A 13,931-nucleotide genomic window follows, 5' to 3' on the forward strand; every position below is an offset into this window, starting at 1 on the left:
GTCTAACAGAAACTTTATATGAAAATGTTATTTGGCAGACACTCACGTTTATGGTCAAACTTGCGCTTTATCCTCACAGCATAAGTTTCTGTAATAGTATTCTCCTCAGAATAGCCATTTTGAATGTGGCTCTCTTTTGCCGGTGCCTTGCACCGGCTTTTTTTTAACCACTAAAAAGTAAACAATAAAAAGGAAACTATCATGATTCGATATCTATCATTAAAATTACTGTTATTACTTGTGCTCGCACAAGGGTTGTTGATAAACAGTATCCAGGCCGAAATAATTTACTCAAATGGCTTTGAGAGCTTAAGTTTAGGCAAGGTAAATGACCGCGCTATCAAGCAATCTTGGGATACGCGTTACGCAAAAGGACCCGATGAAGGTCGAGTAGAAATTGTTACCGATTCTAATTCGGGTAAAGCGGCAAAGATAACTTATCCCGCCTACAGTAACCAATCAACCCCTAGCGGCGCCACATGGGAGACCAACTTATCGCAAAGCCGCGATGAAATGTATATGTCTTACTGGGTTAAGTTTGATCACAATTTTGACTTTGTTAAGGGCGGCAAAATGCCCGGCCTTGGCGGCGCTACTAACTTCCCCTACGGCGACAACGGCTTTACCACTCGACTAATGTGGCGCGAGCAAGGTAAGTTAGAGTTTTATGTACATGGCTATGAAGTAAACAATAGCAATGGTGCCGAGCCTTATCGGATCTTTTGGGATGATGCCGGCTACCACGCGAAAGTGGTTCCAGGCCAATGGCATCACATAGAAATACGCCAAAAGCTCAACACCCCAGGGCAGCGCGACGGTATATTACAAGGCTGGCTAGACGGCGAGCTAGTCTGTGACGACACCGACAACACAGGGGTGCGCGCACTGGGCCACAGCAATACGCAATTAAATCATCTGTACTTCTCGACCTTTTTTGGTGGTTCAAGCGCGCCCGTAACACAGTGGCAACCCACCTCCGACGTGTACGCCATTTATGATGACTTTATTGTATCGAGCAATCCGATTGGTATGAATGCACTACCCAATTCCGGCAATGCAAGCTCTAGTAGTTCAACTGCAGGCAGCTCATCTAGTAGTTCAAGCTCTAGCAGCACCAACGGCAATTGCATGACCATCCCTGACGGCTCTGGTAAACATGAAATTAATCTCTACCATTATTCATGCTTACAGTTTACCAGCAACCTTGCCGGAAAAACCTTTGCCGTGTGGGATAGTGACGCACAACCGTCTTGCGACTTTAGGGGATCCATTCAATCAGTGGATGGCAGTGGTTCTGTAACCGTACCCGACAACTATCAAGCAACAAATTCTTTGACAGGTACTAAACTCAACATCAATGCTAGCAACGGCTGTAATTATCTTAAAGTTAGAGCCTTATAATCACTATTTTTTCAGAGTGAAAATAGCCAGTCTAGCTCTATACCTAGGCTGGCTGATAATTTAAACAGTTTGTTTAAAGTGAAAACAGCCCAGGCAACCAAGTCGACAACGTTGGAACGCAAATAATAATTAACAGAGCAATAAACATCGCTAAATATAAGGGCAACAATGGTGAAATGATTTTAGAAATCGAGGTCTTTCCAATACTGCAACCGACAAAAAGTACACTGCCAACCGGCGGGGTACAAAGACCAATCGACAAGTTAAGAATCATAATGATACCAAAGTGGATAGGCGAAATACCAAGCGCCTCTACAATAGGTAAAAATATCGGGGTAAAGATCAGCACTGCTGGGGTCATATCTAAAAACGTACCTACCAACAACAACAGTAGGTTAATCATTAGCAACACAACAATCGGGTTATTACTAAAGCCCAAAAAGAACTGACTAATAGACTGCGGGATATTCTCGTAAGATAACACCCAAGACATAGCCGACGACGCAGCAATTAACAGCATAACAATCGCGGTGGTACAAACAGATTTATTCAACACCCCTGATAAATCTTTAAATTTTACTTCTTTATAAACAAATGTTGATAAAACAAATGAATACAGCACTGCAATGGCACCCGCTTCAGTCGGGGTAAAGTAACCCGAGACAATACCACCTATCACCAATATCACTAAAAACAAACTTGGTAGAGCATCAAACGTTTTTTTAAAAACCTGTCCCGATTGTTTTTCAGAAGATTCTCCATAACCTTTCATCTTGGCGTAAATTGCACTGGCGATCATCAAACACAGAGCAACAATTAACCCAGGAAGATATCCCGCTAAAAATAATGCAGCAATAGAGACACCACCACTGGCAAGAGAGTAAACAATTAAAATGTTACTAGGCGGAATCAACATACCTGTGGTCGAGGCAGTCACTGTCACCGCCGTTGAGAACTCACGACTGTAACCGTCCTTCTCCATCTCTGGTATGACAAAACCACCAATCGCGGAGGTAGCCGCAACCGCAGAGCCAGAAATAGCACCAAATAGCGTACAAGATAAAATATTAACAAACGCCAAACCACCGGGCAGTCGTCCCACCATAATTTTGGCAAACTCAATTAACCGATGAGCGATACCGCCTTGGCCCATTAAAAATCCAGACAGAATAAAAAATGGAATTGCCAAAAGAGCAAAACTATCAACACCAGCCGACATACGCTGGGCCATTGTGGTGGTAGTTGAGACAAAGTCTAAACTTAATAGCAATGAGAAAAATCCCGATAGCGCGATTGCCACACCGATAGGAACATTTAGCAGCAATAGTGCAACAAAACTTGATATTAAAATAACAACGGAGATATCCATGAGCTTCTCACTAATTATTGGAGTAGTTTTTAAAGGATTCGGCCGAAAACAATAGAAACAGCAGGCCACTAATAGGAATTGCCAAATACACAATACTTATGGATAACCCCAAAGACGCCGATTTTTGATCAAGCTCCCAAGCCAGATACGCCAAACAGCTGCCTCCAACGATCAAAATACAGACACTAAACAACACGACAAACAATAGAATAGTTTTTACGATTTTGGCTTGTGCGGCTGGCGAGAACTTTTCAACAAAGTAATCCAAGCCTAAATGAGCACCTTTCCTAAATGCATGAGCCGAACCTAAAAATGCAATCCAGATCAAGAAAAACCGTGCTAGCTCTTCAGTAAATGAGCTTGGATCATTGGTAAAAAACCGGGTGACTACCTGCCAGGTAACATTTAGCACCAATGCTACCATTAGGGCACTGGTAAACACTTCTAAAAAATAATCTACCCGGTTACACACTTTAGACAGGGACATTAGCGAACCTCCTGTATACTTTTAAATAATTCGCCATGTTCAGAGTTTGCAAGCGCATCGTGGATGGGTTTGACACTGTCGACAAACAATTTTTTATCGGCCACAACAACTTCAACACCAGCCTCGCGCACTGCTGCCAATGACTCCAGGCTTACCTTACGCCAAAGCTTTCGCTCATAAGCTACCGAGTCAGCCATAGCTTGCGCAACCCAACCACGCTGTTGCACGGTTAATTTACCCCAACTTTTGGTGCCGGTAATAACCACATCTGGAATAGAGGTGTGCTCATCAAGAATTAAATACTTCGCCACTTCATAGTGCTTTGATAAATAGAAGCTTGGCAGATTGTTTTCGGCCCCATCCACCACCCCTTGCTGTAATGAGGTATACAGTTCGCCCCACGATATAGGGGTAGGCGAGCCACCCATGCTTTTTACCATAGCCACAGCCGATGGACTGTTCATTACCCGGATCTTCATGCCTTTTAAATCACTGGGTGAGTTAACAGGGTCTTTAGTGGTATAAAAGCTCCGGCTGCCAGCATCGTAGTAACCCAAGCCTTGTATTCGGTAGGGTGTACCCGAATTTAGTAAATCTTTCCCGATTGGTCCATTAAGTACCCGCCACAGATGTTCGCCATCGCGAAACAAGTACGGCACGCTAAATATCTTCATTTTAGGAATAAACGGCTCAAGTGAGCTGGCCGACACCTTTGTAAAATCGATGCTACCTATTTGAATCAACTCAATGAGTTCGCGCTCGCTACCCAGCTGGCCCGACGGGTAAATCTGAACCGTCATTTCGCCCTGGGAGTATTTCGCTAGCTGCTCGGCAAAAAATACCATCGAGAGGTGCACCGGATGTTTTGCGTCTAACCCGTGGGCTAACTTTAATACTCGCGCTTCATGGCCCTTACCGCAGGAGGCAAGCACCACACAAATAAACGTTAACAAGACTAATTTTATCGTTATAGTTTTCACAAGTTTTATCTCAATGTTTGATATTTTCTCGATCGACAATGGCGCCAGGATGTTGTATTACGTACGCCGCGCAGGCTTGGCCATCAACTATAGAATCTGCCACCGACTTACCCAGTGATTTTGCCGCAATGTAAGCACCATTAAATGAATCGCCGGCCGATGTCGTATCAACCGGTTTAACAATAGTTTTTAATGGATGGCGCGACAACTCGCCGTTAATAAGACTATAACAGCCGTTTTTGCCATCTTTAATAACCACTTCGTTAACCCCCAGCTGGCGATAATGCTCAACACAGGCATCTATAGTGGCAAATCCAAATAGCTCTTGCTCGTCGTCAAAACTGGGTAAGGCAATATCCACCTGAGCTAAAATTGTGCTTATGGCATCCTGTGCCTGTGCCGGCGACTGCCAACCTTTAGCACGGTAATTAGTATCAAAAGCTACAACCCCACCACGCGCTCGGTGTGCGGTTAAAAACTCTAGTATTGCGCGGCGGTCTGCAGTATCAAACAACGACAGTGTGATGCCACTGAGATAAAAAATAGCAACGTCTGCCAGCTCAGTTAGCGCTTCGGGTTTTAGTTTAATTAGATCTTTTACCGGTGCCGCTTGACGCCAATATTCAAAACTGCGCTCGCCGTTGTCATCGGTAGCAATGATATACAGGCCTGGCACCTTGCCATCAAAACGCCTTACCAGCTCGGTGCCAACCCCTTCTTGACGCCATCTACCTATTAAGTAATCACTGTATTGGTCGCAGCCCAAAGCCGTTAAGAAACTTACATCGGCACCGGCACGGGCCATATAAACCGCCGAGTTTAAAGTGTCGCCGCCATAGGCAAGTCGGTAGTCTTGGCCGCCGAACTGAGACAGTTCGAGCATGCATTCGCCAAAGGTAACAATTTTATTTTTCATAAATAAACACTACGTTTACGACTTATTGTCATTATCAACCCACTTAATTGGTAATACCACCTTACCATGATATGATATATCTTGCCAAATACAAAAACAAAATTTAAATATCAATCAAATGAGTTCAATGATTGCGTTAACTTGGTTAATATATGCTAACAATTGCAACCAGCCTCGCCGTATCCAAAGTCTCTGGATACTGGCGATTATCGAAGGCCTGGCACCAGGCTTTTCCCAAATCTTTAGTGGGTTAGTACAGTGGAATTTCGCACGATCAAAACAGACCGTTTATATGTCAAGGTGGCCGAACAACTTTCCGGATTGGTGAAAGACGGAACCCTGAAACCTGGAGATAAATTCCCACCTGAGCGTGATTTAGCCGAAAAGCTTGGAGTGAGTCGCCCAACAATTCGCGAAGCTATGATCGCCATGGAGCTATCTGGAATCATCGAAATTCGCACCGGTTCTGGCATTTATGTATCCCATACTAAACCCAAACTAGACACCGCCGATAAAGGCGTTGGCCCTTTTGAGATCTTAGAAATCCGCTATATTTTAGAGGCTGAAGCGTGTGCTTTAGCTGCCGCCCGGATTACCGACGAGCAAATAGCTCAACTCAAGATGGCCCTACGAGATATGGCCGAAGAAGAAAAGCACGATGACGCGTCAGAAAAAGCCGATTGGACTTTCCACAAAATCATTGCTGATGCCAGTCAAAACAGCGCGATCTCAGCGGTTGTCAATTGGCTATGGGAATTACGCAATGAGTCTGAGCTGAGCACGGCGTTTCTTGCCCGCCTTAGAAAAGAGGGAGTTCACCCCTCTATCGAAGATCACAAGCGTATCGTCGAAGCGCTAGAACAAAGAAATCCAGAGAAAGCTCGTAATGCCATGCGGGTTCACATCGATAACGCCTCTGAAGCCGCCGCAACCCATTTTGGCCGGCCAAACTAAAAGCTGGCCGGCTTTTATTAACGGGTAATTACCACACTAATTGCCCGCTCAACACCCTCTTCCTGAATTTTGATTAGATGCCGAATAATTGCATCGGTAAATTCGGCATCGCTCTGCAACGGCTGAGGAAAAACTCCTGCCTCGGCAATAAGATGTTGCACCACAGCTTCAGCGCTATCGATATTAGCCGCAACAATTGTCTCTAACAGGGCTAAATTTGGATCATTTACCGAGTAGCCTTTAGTTTTTTGATAAACCATTAAATAACTTACCCAAGCCGCCACTGACAGCGCAATAAACTCTGCCGATATACCTTTATTGTTTAAATCCAACGCCGAAAAAAGTAATCGTTGCGGTAATTTTAGCGAACCATCGGTAGCCACTTGAGCATTTCGATAGGGCACATACTTATTTTCAAATCGCTCGATAATCGTCTCGCTATATGCCGTAATATCAATGCCTCGCGGCACCTCAAGTGACTGGCTTTGCTCGTCACCCATTAAACGCCTGATAAACTCTTGCACTGTCGGCCTAGCAATGGTTTCGTGAATATACTCATCGCCCAGTAGCGTGCCAATATAAGCTATAGCGGAGTGGCAGCCGTTCAGCATTCGCAGTTTAAGTTTTTCATAAGCGGCGACATCCGTAACCAGCAACGCGCCGGCGGCTTCCCACTCGGGTCTAGTGCCGGCAAAATTATCCTCAATAACCCACTGCCTAAAGGGCTCGCACAATAGTGCCCCTTCATCCACAAGACCCACCGCCTCGGAGATCGCCTCAATCACTTGCGCTGTTGCTGCCGGGACAATTCTATCTACCATGGTCGAGCAAAATTTAACGTTGGCGTCGATCCACAGTCCCAGATCGGTATCTAGCGTATAGGCAAAATCTTTAACAACATTTTTTAAAATTTCGCCATTGTTAGGCAAGTTATCGCAGCTAATAATCGTTAAGCCAGCCAGTCCCATATTTTTACGCTTTAACAGCCCGTGCGCTAAATATGCCGGCATAGTAGTAGGTAAGCCCGACTTAATATCGGCTGCCACATCAGCGTTTGACGTATCTAAATGTTGATTTTTTTGGCAGTAGCCTTTCTCAGTCACGGTGATGGTGACTATTTTGGTAGGCTCGCTCGCAAGCTGCTCGAGTACGCTATTGGGGTCTTCACTGCCCACGACTATATCTTCTAGACAGGTAATACAACGCAAATTGGTACGCGATAAAGAACGCTCCATTATGGTGTATAAATAATCTTGTTGTTTTAGCGTATTGCGCACCCCTGGACTGCGCAAGCTAACCCCGACAATAGTCCAATGACTACCGGTTTTATCATTCGCTATTTGAGTATACAGCGCCTGATGTGCTCGACTAAAAGCACCAATACCAATGTGCACAATTTTATGATCGCTGGGTTTTTTATTAACCGACAAAGCGGTAAACGCCGGCGCTTCAGAAAGATTAGCAATATTTAAAGGCTTTTGTGGTTTCATAGGTGATACGCCTTTTTAGCCAAATTGTAGGTTAAGTCTAGCGCCACCTCGTGGGCCTCCTCTAGACTCAGGCGACCACTGGCAACTAAACCCGCTAAAAAGGCGCAATCACAGCGGCGCGCTACATCGTGCCGTGCAGGTATAGACAAAAATGCTCGGGTGTCGTCATTAAAACCGACGGTATTATAAAAGCCCGCAGTCTCAGTCATTTGCTCACGAAAACGCTTCATACCTTCGGGGCTATCGTGAAACCACCACGCGGGCCCCGCCTTAAGACTTGGGTAGTGTCCTACTAATGGCGCCAATTCACGAGCGTAGTTAGTTTCATCTAAGGTAAACAAAATTATTTCTAAATTTTTATTGTTACCCAGCTTAGATAACAACGGCCTTAGGTTATTAACAAACTCAGCCTTTACCGGTATATCGGCGCCTTTATCGCGGCCAAATTTTTCGTACAAGGATTGGTTGTGGTTTCTAAAGCTACCGGGATGAATCTGCATCACCAAACCATCGTCGATGCTCATCTTCGCCATCTCGGTTAGCATTTGCGCTCGAAACAATTCGGCTTCAGCGGCACTCGCATTGCCGGAGCGAACGGCAACATAAAGTGCCGCCGCCTCTTGATCCGATAAATCGGCGGTAGCCGGCGTCGGGTGGCCATGATCGCTCGAGGTTGCACCGTGCTGCTTAAAAAACTCTCGTCGATTACGCAACGCATTAAGATAACCGGCGTAACTTGCTACACTCTCACCAGTTAAAATTTCTAACCGATCAATATTAGCGTTAAACTCGGCATGCTCTGGGTCTATCACATTATCGGGCCGAAAGGCGGTAATCACTCGGCCGCCCCAATCTGATTCGGCAATAACGCGGTGATGCTGAAGTGAATCTAACGGTGATTCAGTCGTGGCTAACAGCTCAATATTAAATCGATCAAACAGCTGCCGCGGCTTAAAATTCTCTTGCGCAAGACACTCTAAAATTGTGTCGTAATATAAATCGGATGTTTCAGCCGACAGCACTAATTGCAGATCAAACACATTTTTAAACACATAATCTAACCACAAACGACTTGGGGTTGCGCGAAATAGCCAATAGTGATTAGCAAATTTTCGCCACGCCTCTCTTGGATCTACCCCAGGCTTTACCACACCAGCGGGGCCGGCTATACCTAAATCGGCCAAATCGACACCCTGGCTGTACAGCATCCTAAACACATAATGATCGGGCGTAACCAATAGCTCAGTAGGGTTACTAAAATTAGCATTGCCCGAAAACCAACTCGGGTCAGTGTGACCATGAGGGCTGATAATAGGTAAGTTATGTATATTGCAGTACAGCTCGCGAGCCACGGCGCGCGCGCTTGGCTCGACCGGAAACAATCGATCTTCATTTAAGATTAAGGGTGTACTCACAGCTAACTCCACATTTGCAAAAGCGATACACGTCGCGCACCTCGCCACACATAAAACGGTAAAACCACCTTGCCAATATAACGACAAGAAGCTCGATTTACAACAAAGTACCCCAGATGATGCAGGTTTCAGCCTCTTACCACCCATAAATCGAGTCTCTTATTGCCATAATCACTGATTCAAAGTCGTTAAATCTCAGTTTAATTGAATCTTTTCGACCACCTTTATAGTCTTTTTGACCCTAAGGATCCATTATTGGTAGGGTTGTCATACCAATTTTTTTAATCTATCCTTTGCTCAGATACTGTACGAACTTTTGCCAGTCAGTTCCTGGCTCGACTCATTCATCCCGTTAATTTCAGGACTACTTTTCGTGATAAATCTAGACAGCTCTACCACGGCTCGCCGGTCATTAATTATCGCCAACTGGAAACTCAATGGCGGCATCGACCTTATGTGTAATTCAATCGCCTCATTGGTTGGTAAAGAGTTTGATACCGATATTGCCGTGTGCCCGCCCTATATTTATATACGCGACATGCTGAGTTTGCTGTTTCACTCCGAGGTAAAAATAGGTAGCCAGAATGTGAGTAAATTTGAGTCTGGCGCTTACACCGGTGAAACCTCAGCCGAGATGCTGAAAAAAGTAGGCTGTTCGCTGTGCCTTATTGGTCACAGTGAGCGGCGCCAGATGTTTCGTGAAAACAACATAAGCTGCAACATTAAAGTTAAAAACGCCCTAACCCATGGCTTGATCCCGGTTTTATGTATTGGTGAAAACTTAGAAGAAAAAGATGCCGGAATCACCAAAGATATTATTTTTCGGCAACTCGACGAAGGATTAAACGAAATAGATATTAGTAGAGGTGAAGTGTGTATCGCCTACGAACCCATTTGGGCAATTGGCACCGGTAAATCTGCTGTTCCGGAAGAAGCTCAACAAGTTCATAAATTTATTCGTGAGTGCATAACCGATAAGTTTAACAATGAGTTTTCCCAAAAAACCAGGATTCTCTATGGCGGTAGTGTAAGCCGCAAGAACGCTTGCGAGCTTTTAGAAAAAACTGATATCGACGGTTTACTGGTAGGCGGTGCGAGCCTAGATCCTGCGCATTTTTTGCAGATTTGTACCCAGTGCGAACTAAAATAACTCTTACGGAGAAGCTATGAACACTGCAGTAAAAAATATTCAGCCAGGCGTTGTTACTGGTGCTGATGCCGAAGCCATCTACAACCATGCACTCAAACACGGCTATGCCCTGCCCGCGGTTAATGTAGTTGGAACCAACTCTGTTAACGCCGTATTAGAGTCCGCTAAAGCGGTAAACTCGCCAGTTATTATTCAATTATCTAATGGCGGTGCTGGATTTTTTATCGGCAAAGGGGTAGGCGCTGATGCCATAGAAAACTCAGTACGCGGCGCTATTGCTGCTGCTGCCTATATAGATATTGCTGCAAAGTTTTACGGTGTAGCGGTTATCTTGCACACCGACCATGCAGCTAAAAAATTGCTGCCTTGGATAGACGGACTGCTAGAGGCCAACCAAAAAAGCTTAGCCGCTACCGGTCGCACGCTGTTTAGCTCACACATGCTGGATTTATCAGAAGAGCCATTAGCCGAGAACATTGCCACCTCTGCACACTATTACCAAAAACTGCACGATTTAGGAATGGGAATAGAAATTGAACTGGGCTGTACCGGTGGTGAAGAAGATGGTGTGGACAATAGCGATATGGATAGCAGCCAGCTTTACACACAACCAAGCGAGGTTGCAGAAGCCTATAAGGTGTTAGCCAAGATCGGTTCTAATTTCACCATAGCCGCGGCGTTTGGCAATGTTCACGGCGTTTATATGCCCGGCAATGTACAGCTGCAACCAGAGATACTAAAAAACTCACGAGATTACTTGCGCGACATACAAGGCGATACCATAAACCCGCCTCTGCGCTACGTATTCCATGGCGGCTCAGGCTCATCACTGGCCGACATACAACAGGCTATCAGCTACGGTGTGGTTAAAATGAATATCGACACCGACACCCAATGGGCTAGCTGGCAAGGTGTATTTAATTATTACAGTGAGAACGCCGGCTATCTACAAGCACAAATCGGCAACCCCGATGGCCAACACAAACCTAACAAAAAGTTTTACGACCCAAGAGTATGGCTACGCAAAGCCGAGCTTTCTATGGTCGAACGCTTAAAAACCACCTTCTCTGACCTCAACTGTTGTAACCGCTATGAATAGTCTACATTTTAAAAGCTTCGAAAACTTTTTATTGTCGAGCGCTATCGAGCTGGAATTAAGTACTGTCGTTAAAGATATAGTTTCAGCTTGTACCGATATCTCTAAAGTTTTATCTTGCTGCACCATCGAGGGCTTAACCGGCGCTATTGAGCAACAAAACAGCTCGGGCGAAACGCAAAAGCAGTTGGATGTACTGAGTAATCAGATTTTAAAAGATAAACTGTGCTTAAATAAATCGGTAAAGTATATCGCCTCAGAGGAGGAAAATAACGTTGTTAGCGCATCACCTAGCGGTAAGTTCGCGGTCGCGTTTGACCCTCTCGATGGCTCAACCAACATAGATGTTAACGGTTCGGTCGGCACTATTTTTTCTATCTTGCCGGCGCTTAAAGATGGCAGCCCCGAGGCATCATTTTTTCAAGCCGGCAACCAGCAACTATGTGCCGGCTACATCCTTTACGGACCCGCTACCCAGTTAGTAATTACCTTTGGCAAGGGCACCTATATTTTTACCCTACAGCCAGATGCCAACATGTTTATGCTTACCGAAAACAAAACCTCTATCCCTAAAGAGACATCTGAGTTTTCGGTCAACATGGCCAACACCCGCTACTGGAAGCGTGAATTTGGCAACTATATTCAACACTTATTAGACGGCAGTAGTGGCCCGCGACAAAAGCCCTACAACATGCGCTGGGTCGGTGCCATGGTGGCCGATATTCATCGGGTTATTTGTCGCGGTGGGGTATTTTTGTACCCATCAGACAAACGGGAGAAGCTGCAAACTGGCAAGCTTAGGCTGGTTTACGAGGCAAGCCCAATGGCGCTCATTATTGAAAACTGCGGCGGCAGTGCCTTTAATGAAAGCACCTCGCTGCTCAGTGTAGTCCCAACCTCGCTGCACCAAAAAGTACCTGTTATTGCCGGTTCGACCAACGAAGTGCACACCTGCTTGAACTATCTATAAATCTCTGTGTAACCGCCAGCTCGTTGATACAAAACAAGTTATAGACGTGCTGGCCAAAACACCAACACACACCTGCAAGCCTAATATTCAGTCATCCCCATCGGCTTATCATTGCCTTTACCTCACACTCAATATAAAATTAAGTTTATATATAAAAATTAATTAAACCTGTGAGGCCCACCTTGAATATCTTACCCAAGCTCAGCATGCTGCTTTTAACGCTTAGCCTCGCCTCCTGCGGTAGCGGAGGCGGCGGCACTAGCGGCTCCAGTATTGCACCGGTGTCATCCTCTGCTAGCGTAGCCAGCTCTGAAGCCTCCAGCTCATTATCCTCAACTCTCTCATCCAGCAGTCACAGTAGCGCCAGCTCAGATAGCAGTGGTTTGCTCAGCAGTGTCACCCTAACCCAACACATGGGTGTGGGCTGGAACCTCGGCAACACCCTTGAAGCGATAGGCAGTGAGACGGCCTGGGGCAACCCTAAAGCATCACAAGAGTTAATCAGCGCGGTAAAAGCCGCGGGCTTTGACACCATCCGCCTGCCCGTTGCCTGGAGCCGCTTTAGCGATGAAGCTAACTTTATTATTGAGCCCAGCTGGATGGCGCGAGTAGAAGAGGTGGTTAACTACGCCCTAAAGGCCGACCTGTACGTGCTGCTTAATATCCACTGGGACGGCGGTTGGATGCAACCGACCTACGCCGAACAGGAGTACGTTAATGAGCGCTTAGCCATTATGTGGACGCAGATCGCCGAGCGGTTTAACAACTACGACAAACGTTTACTCTTTGCCGGTACCAATGAGGTATTGGTAGAGGGCGATTACGGCTCCCCAACGGCGGAATACTACACCGTACAAAACAGCTTTAACCAAACCTTTGTGGATGCTGTGCGTGCCACTGGGGGTAACAACGCATCCCGCTTTTTAGTGGTGCAGGGGTTTAATACCAATATCGACCACACCGTTAATTTTGCCGTTATGCCTACCGACTCGGCCAGCGATAAACTACTGATGGAGGTCCACTATTACGACCCATTCAACTTTACCCTAAACGCCGACAGCAGCATCACCCAATGGGGCAACAGCGCCAACGACCCGGCCAGAACTGAAAGCTGGGCACACGAGGATTTTCTCAACGCCCAAATGCTAAAAATGCAGGACGCCTTCGTCGACAAAGGTATTGGCGTTATTCTGGGTGAGTATGGCGCAATTCGTCGCGAGCAAATCGCCGGTCACGAAGCCTATCGTATCGCCTGGAACAAGGCCGTTACCGCATCGGCAATAACTCATCAAATTGCCCCGGTTTACTGGGACAACGGCGGCACAGACAATGGCAGTATGGGGCTGTTTAATCGCGACAGCGGCGAACAGGTATATCCAGAGCTGATTCAGGCCATTACCCACAGTACACAATAGCCAAAACACTCTCTACATAAAAAGGCGATCCACAGCGGTCGCCTTTTTTGTTGCTAGAGAACCGTAACCCAAGTATTGAAAATACCTATAACCCAGCTGTATTACCCTTAAAAAACCCTCCGTCACTCTAAAAACCTCCAGTACGCTTACGCATCGCAATTGTCATGCAAAGCACCATAGGGCAGACTAAAGCACATTATTAACGAGGCGCTGCCCCCTCGCCACCAGGAGAGTAACCACCATGGCCTTTGATTATGGCTCGCTTGACCTTGGCCCTAAAAACCCCCT

General features: G+C 46.0%; 12 protein-coding genes. 6 read left to right on the forward strand and 6 right to left on the reverse strand.

Translation table 11 applies throughout. The annotated features are described in order from the left end of the window. Positions 1–201: 201 nt before the first annotated feature. Complete coding sequence (locus GILYN3_RS10515) at positions 202–1,401, forward strand: polysaccharide lyase (protein WP_049722940.1); 1,200 nt, start codon at positions 202–204, stop codon at positions 1,399–1,401. A 73-nt stretch (positions 1,402–1,474) separates the two neighbouring features. Here GILYN3_RS10515 and GILYN3_RS10520 read toward each other — a convergent pair whose 3' ends face one another. The 4 genes from GILYN3_RS10520 to GILYN3_RS10535 are packed head-to-tail and all read right to left on the reverse strand — an operon-like array spanning position 1,475 to position 5,153. Beyond that, positions 1,475–2,770 carry a TRAP transporter large permease gene (locus GILYN3_RS10520; protein ID WP_049722941.1) on the reverse strand — a complete coding sequence of 432 codons (1,296 nt, stop codon included), beginning with the start codon at positions 2,768–2,770 and terminating at the stop codon, positions 1,475–1,477. Positions 2,771–2,780: 10 nt separating this feature from the next. Continuing rightward, positions 2,781–3,257 (reverse strand): TRAP transporter small permease, encoded by a 477-nt coding sequence (locus tag GILYN3_RS10525; protein WP_049722942.1) that lies wholly within the window; start codon positions 3,255–3,257, stop codon positions 2,781–2,783. Continuing rightward, a complete protein-coding gene (locus tag GILYN3_RS10530) occupies positions 3,257–4,246 on the reverse strand; it encodes a TRAP transporter substrate-binding protein (protein ID WP_049723918.1) in 990 nt (329 codons plus the stop codon). Before GILYN3_RS10530 ends, GILYN3_RS10525 begins: the two co-directional genes overlap by 1 nt. Before the next feature lies 1 nt (position 4,247). Beyond that, positions 4,248–5,153, reverse strand: coding sequence for a sugar kinase (locus GILYN3_RS10535; RefSeq protein WP_084005356.1), 906 nt, complete (start codon positions 5,151–5,153; stop codon positions 4,248–4,250). 258 nt (positions 5,154–5,411) lie between these two features. Between GILYN3_RS10535 and GILYN3_RS10540 the strand changes: the two genes are divergently transcribed. Next, on the forward strand, positions 5,412–6,107 hold the full coding sequence (locus tag GILYN3_RS10540) for a FadR/GntR family transcriptional regulator (protein WP_049722943.1): 696 nt from the start codon (positions 5,412–5,414) through the stop codon (positions 6,105–6,107). A 17-nt stretch (positions 6,108–6,124) separates the two neighbouring features. Here the strand turns inward: GILYN3_RS10540 and GILYN3_RS10545 are convergent, their stop codons facing one another. Beyond that, positions 6,125–7,597 carry a mannitol dehydrogenase family protein gene (locus GILYN3_RS10545; RefSeq protein ID WP_049722944.1) on the reverse strand — a complete coding sequence of 491 codons (1,473 nt, stop codon included), beginning with the start codon at positions 7,595–7,597 and terminating at the stop codon, positions 6,125–6,127. Continuing rightward, positions 7,594–9,012, reverse strand: a complete 1,419-nt coding sequence (gene uxaC, locus GILYN3_RS10550; protein ID WP_049722945.1) for a glucuronate isomerase — start codon at positions 9,010–9,012, stop codon at positions 7,594–7,596. Before uxaC ends, GILYN3_RS10545 begins: the two co-directional genes overlap by 4 nt. A gap of 373 nt (positions 9,013–9,385) precedes the next feature. Here uxaC and tpiA point away from each other — a divergent pair, with 373 nt between their 5' ends. The 4 genes from tpiA to GILYN3_RS10570 all read left to right on the forward strand — a co-directional run bounded on the left by tpiA (position 9,386) and on the right by GILYN3_RS10570 (position 13,643). Continuing rightward, the gene (gene tpiA, locus GILYN3_RS10555) at positions 9,386–10,162 is read left to right on the forward strand and encodes a triose-phosphate isomerase (RefSeq protein ID WP_232305567.1); all 777 of its coding nucleotides are present in this window, start codon (positions 9,386–9,388) and stop codon (positions 10,160–10,162) included. 16 nt (positions 10,163–10,178) lie between these two features. Next, positions 10,179–11,261, forward strand: coding sequence for a class II fructose-bisphosphate aldolase (gene fbaA / locus GILYN3_RS10560; protein ID WP_049722946.1), 1,083 nt, complete (start codon positions 10,179–10,181; stop codon positions 11,259–11,261). Continuing rightward, positions 11,254–12,228 carry a class 1 fructose-bisphosphatase gene (locus GILYN3_RS10565; RefSeq protein WP_049722947.1) on the forward strand — a complete coding sequence of 325 codons (975 nt, stop codon included), beginning with the start codon at positions 11,254–11,256 and terminating at the stop codon, positions 12,226–12,228. Before fbaA ends, GILYN3_RS10565 begins: the two co-directional genes overlap by 8 nt. Before the next feature lie 182 nt (positions 12,229–12,410). Continuing rightward, on the forward strand, positions 12,411–13,643 hold the full coding sequence (locus tag GILYN3_RS10570; protein ID WP_232305568.1) for a glycoside hydrolase family 5 protein: 1,233 nt from the start codon (positions 12,411–12,413) through the stop codon (positions 13,641–13,643). The last annotated feature ends 288 nt before the right edge of the window (positions 13,644–13,931 follow it).

It is taken from the genome of Gilvimarinus polysaccharolyticus, from assembly GCF_001187555.1.
GTDB lineage: Bacteria > Pseudomonadota > Gammaproteobacteria > Pseudomonadales > Cellvibrionaceae > Gilvimarinus > Gilvimarinus polysaccharolyticus.